Origin of the sequence: Moorena sp. SIO4E2 (assembly GCF_010671945.1) — a bacterium.
In the GTDB taxonomy this organism is placed as follows: Bacteria; Cyanobacteriota; Cyanobacteriia; order Cyanobacteriales; family Coleofasciculaceae; genus Moorena; species Moorena producens.
Genome location: NZ_JAAHIE010000708.1, coordinates 1 through 3220, shown reverse-complemented (window position 1 = coordinate 3220; position 3220 = coordinate 1). Strand labels below are relative to the sequence as shown.

5 protein-coding genes are annotated in these 3220 nt (G+C 41.8%); 1 reads left to right on the top strand and 4 read right to left on the bottom strand.

Annotation, left to right across the window (positions count from 1 at the left end; all coding sequences use genetic code 11):
* Positions 1 to 7: 7 nt before the first annotated feature.
* Positions 8 to 151: a tetratricopeptide repeat protein gene (locus tag F6K37_RS35800; RefSeq protein WP_353838898.1), complete on the top strand. Its 144-nt coding sequence runs from the start codon at positions 8 to 10 to the stop codon at positions 149 to 151.
* A gap of 22 nt (positions 152 to 173) precedes the next feature.
* Here F6K37_RS35800 and F6K37_RS35795 read toward each other — a convergent pair whose 3' ends face one another.
* The 4 genes from F6K37_RS35795 to F6K37_RS35780 all read right to left on the bottom strand — a co-directional run bounded on the left by F6K37_RS35795 (position 174) and on the right by F6K37_RS35780 (position 2984).
* Entirely contained in the window at positions 174 to 296 is a 123-nt protein-coding gene (locus F6K37_RS35795) for a hypothetical protein (protein ID WP_287255679.1), read from the bottom strand.
* 48 nt (positions 297 to 344) lie between these two features.
* Positions 345 to 1433: a Wzt carbohydrate-binding domain-containing protein gene (locus F6K37_RS35790; protein WP_287255677.1), complete on the bottom strand. Its 1089-nt coding sequence runs from the start codon at positions 1431 to 1433 to the stop codon at positions 345 to 347.
* 173 nt (positions 1434 to 1606) lie between these two features.
* Positions 1607 to 2560: a hypothetical protein gene (locus F6K37_RS35785; RefSeq protein WP_287255675.1), complete on the bottom strand. Its 954-nt coding sequence runs from the start codon at positions 2558 to 2560 to the stop codon at positions 1607 to 1609.
* Positions 2561 to 2831: 271 nt separating this feature from the next.
* The gene (locus tag F6K37_RS35780; protein ID WP_287255673.1) at positions 2832 to 2984 is read right to left on the bottom strand and encodes a hypothetical protein; all 153 of its coding nucleotides are present in this window, start codon (positions 2982 to 2984) and stop codon (positions 2832 to 2834) included.
* Positions 2985 to 3220 lie beyond the last annotated feature (236 nt).

Sequence of the window (3220 nt, the reverse complement as noted above, 5' to 3'; positions counted from 1 at the left end):
CGACAACATTGGTCAAATTTATCTGGATATGAACAATTATCCTCAAGCCTTAGCAGCATTTCAAAAGGGGCTAGACTTGGCTGAGTCATTGCAGCATCGAGAAGCTTATTTTGTCAATAAAATTCAGATAGTGAATCGGCAAAATTTGTAGTAATATTTTAGGTCTATAGTTGTTAAAATAACGAGTATAGTACAGGGAATCGGGAATCGGGAATCGGGAATCGGGACTTGTGTATCAAGTAGTTATCGATGAAGTTGGTATTTTGATACCAATTGTGTAAATTACAGCTACACATCAATTTCATCTCCCCGCGCCCACTCGCGACCCCATTCCCCAACTTCGGTTAGTTTACTTGAATCGCGATATAGGTAGCATTGTTGCTTTCGTGTATTTCACCGATCCTATTATTGTTATCAACAATCGCACCGATGTAGTACCTTCCAGGAGTTAAATTGCTAGGAATAGTCACTGAATTTTTGGCAGTATAAGGAGTGTTCCTAACAAGGGTAAAGCCAACATCGGCAATTTTGGTATCAAAGGTCGTGATGAGATTATTAGTAGAAATATAGAAGCCCACCCGAGGCCTTTGAGTAGAAGCACCATTATTTTCATAGGTAAATTCTACCTGAACCCGTTGCCCTTTGTTAACTCGATAAACTGGCTCACCGGATGAGGTGAAGGAACTCAGAAGTGATCCAGAAGAGTTGTACATTTGGGTTCTTCTGTGTGTACTATATTCACCACTGCTACCTGAGCGCTTCCAATGAACTACTGCCACATCTTGGCGCTGAGGAGAACGTACACCATAAAGAAATACTGAACCATGGGAAGCATCTTCACCAGCATAGGCTCTTGCCGTGGAGGCATTGGCATGGATATGATCCCAATCTTGGCCCATGATGTTGTAATATCGGTTCTCATGCCGAAGACCTGAAGCATGACCCAGTTCATGCATAGCAGTTGTTTGGAAAGGACGATTCCTTCCCCCATAGGGCCAGAGTAAGGTTTTGCTAGTGCTGGTGGTGTAAGATACTCGATTATCGAAGACTATATCTGCTTCTGTCAGATTGGGACACCTCCACCGCAGAAAAGCCCGTGCTGGTGCACCATTGAGTAGACTGTCATCACTGGTAAACCAGATTTCATTCTGGCCATTTTGTCGTCGAACACTGCTGTCGTTGTAGGTCAAACTAAAGGAAAACTTACTGGGATTTCTGTTCCAACTATTGACAGCCTCTAATAAAGCATTTCTCCACGCACCAGAGGGAAAACTGACACTAGCTGAGCGCATCCGAACTGGAATCTTACTACTTGGCCACTTGATCGTCTTACCATTACATTTGTAAACTTGGTAGGCGGAAGCTTTAGGCATGTAGCCAGTAATAGCGACAAACAATGATAAAGCCATTAAACCGGCTATAGGTCTCTTCATGATCAGTCTCCTAGTTGTTTCTTGGTCTAATCCAACTGAATTTGTTTTTGGTTAATTGTGACTTATTAATTTGGCTTATAACTTTTTACTGGTTGTTCATTGATAATTAACAAGTCACAAGTGGTAAGTTTCAAGCAACTTACCAATCCCCTTTTCTATAAAGGGGATAAAAATTATCTTCCGGAATTGGGTAAGACGGGATTGCCTTCATTTTTCATTAACATCTCCATCTCCCTACGATCTGCTGTACTCGATAGAATTGAATTTTCAAAACCAGGGGATACTGTAGTCTGGGGTGGAGCTGAAGGGGAACCTAGCTTGACCACAAAGTTTTTGTCAGGATCTACAGTGGTAGTAAACTGTCGTCTCTGCACCTGTCCCGCTCGGCTGAGCTGGTTTAATTTAGTTTTGATCAGACCTTCAAGTTTAGTCCGCTCTAGGGGTTGTTCAAATACTTGAACATTGGCAGACTCAACCACACCAGATTCTGAAGAGCCATCCTGGTTTTTTCCAGTAGGAGTTGACAAAACAGTCTCAATAACTGTGTCACCTATCCTGTGGGTAACTACTTCTTTCAAAGGACGATGTTTGCCATAAACTAGTTGTTCTTGACTAGTGAGTAGAATTGGTTGTCCTTCATCAGAGAAAGCTTGATTGTTGATCACTCGAATCCGACCTTCAGCACATCCGACCAGGGGACACCCAGATTTCCCATTACCCTTGACCAAAAGGATATCGGTATCTCCAACATCGAAAAAAGAAACTCCAGACACTGTTAGAAAATTGCCTTTATTATCATGACCACCGATAAAACGAAGGGTAACCAAGCTGCCTGGCTTGACTCGACCTTTAAGGGTTTCTTCCACCTTATAGGTCACAAATGTGTGAGGAAGTCCTCTCTGATTAGATGAGAGGCGATATTGAATTTTTTCAACCGTTCCTCGAAAAATGAAATCAGCTTCCTGTACAGATGTTGTCAGTAAGGGATTTTGTTCACTACCAGACTCGTTTTGAGCCGTTCCTGGTCCTGGGTCTGCACCACCACTACTGATTTGTGCATGAACCCCTAAAACTCCGAACGATAGTGCGCTGATTATCATCGAAGCAATAATGAGTTTGATCTTCATAGGGTTTAGCCTCAGCTGATTAAGTAATCACTTACCTTGACACTTAGCCAATAGTTGATGTTCCTACAAATCCTACATAAGTGCAGTAGTAATCACCGTTGTTAAGTCTTGCTCTATTTATAAATCATACCGAAACCATAAATTTTACGCAGCCATCGCTTTTTTGTTACAATTATTAACATTACGTCAAACCTGATGCTAGACCTCTTGTAAAAGTATTGTCTTGATCCAGTTGCTCCTGTAGAAGTCCTGAAGCTAGACAACTGCCTCACTATTCACCTTGATCTGAATCATCAGAGTCGATTAACAAATACAACAATGCACAAATAGCAGCAACAATACCTAACAATGGAGATTCAGTAGAGAGGGTTAGAACTAGTAACACAATTTCCAGAAGGGTTTGGAAGTTTTCGAGATTGTCCATGAAAATTGTTTCAGGTGAACTACAACTTCATCAAACCCTGGAGCTAAAGCAGTTCAGACCTTGGAAGCTGTTGAGCTGACGTGAGTTATGGCCAACTAATAATTGATTACCGACTTGTACCTGAGTTGTACCTGAGTTGGGCTGAGTGACTATAAAAGATAGTTATAGTTTGAGTAGTTCATCGAACCGACAACTATGTCTCGCTCACTCAGAGTTCATCCAGAGTATATTGACCA

Bases quoted from the DNA above. Each gene is read 5' to 3' on its own strand.
- F6K37_RS35795 (WP_287255679.1), bottom strand. From the start codon at position 296: ATGTGTAGCTGTAATTTACACAATTGGTATCAAAATACCAACTTCATC.
- F6K37_RS35790 (WP_287255677.1), bottom strand. From the start codon at position 1,433: ATGAAGAGACCTATAGCCGGTTTAATGGCTTTATCATTGTTTGTCGCT.
- F6K37_RS35785 (WP_287255675.1), bottom strand. From the start codon at position 2,560: ATGAAGATCAAACTCATTATTGCTTCGATGATAATCAGCGCACTATCG.
- F6K37_RS35780 (WP_287255673.1), bottom strand. From the start codon at position 2,984: ATGGACAATCTCGAAAACTTCCAAACCCTTCTGGAAATTGTGTTACTA.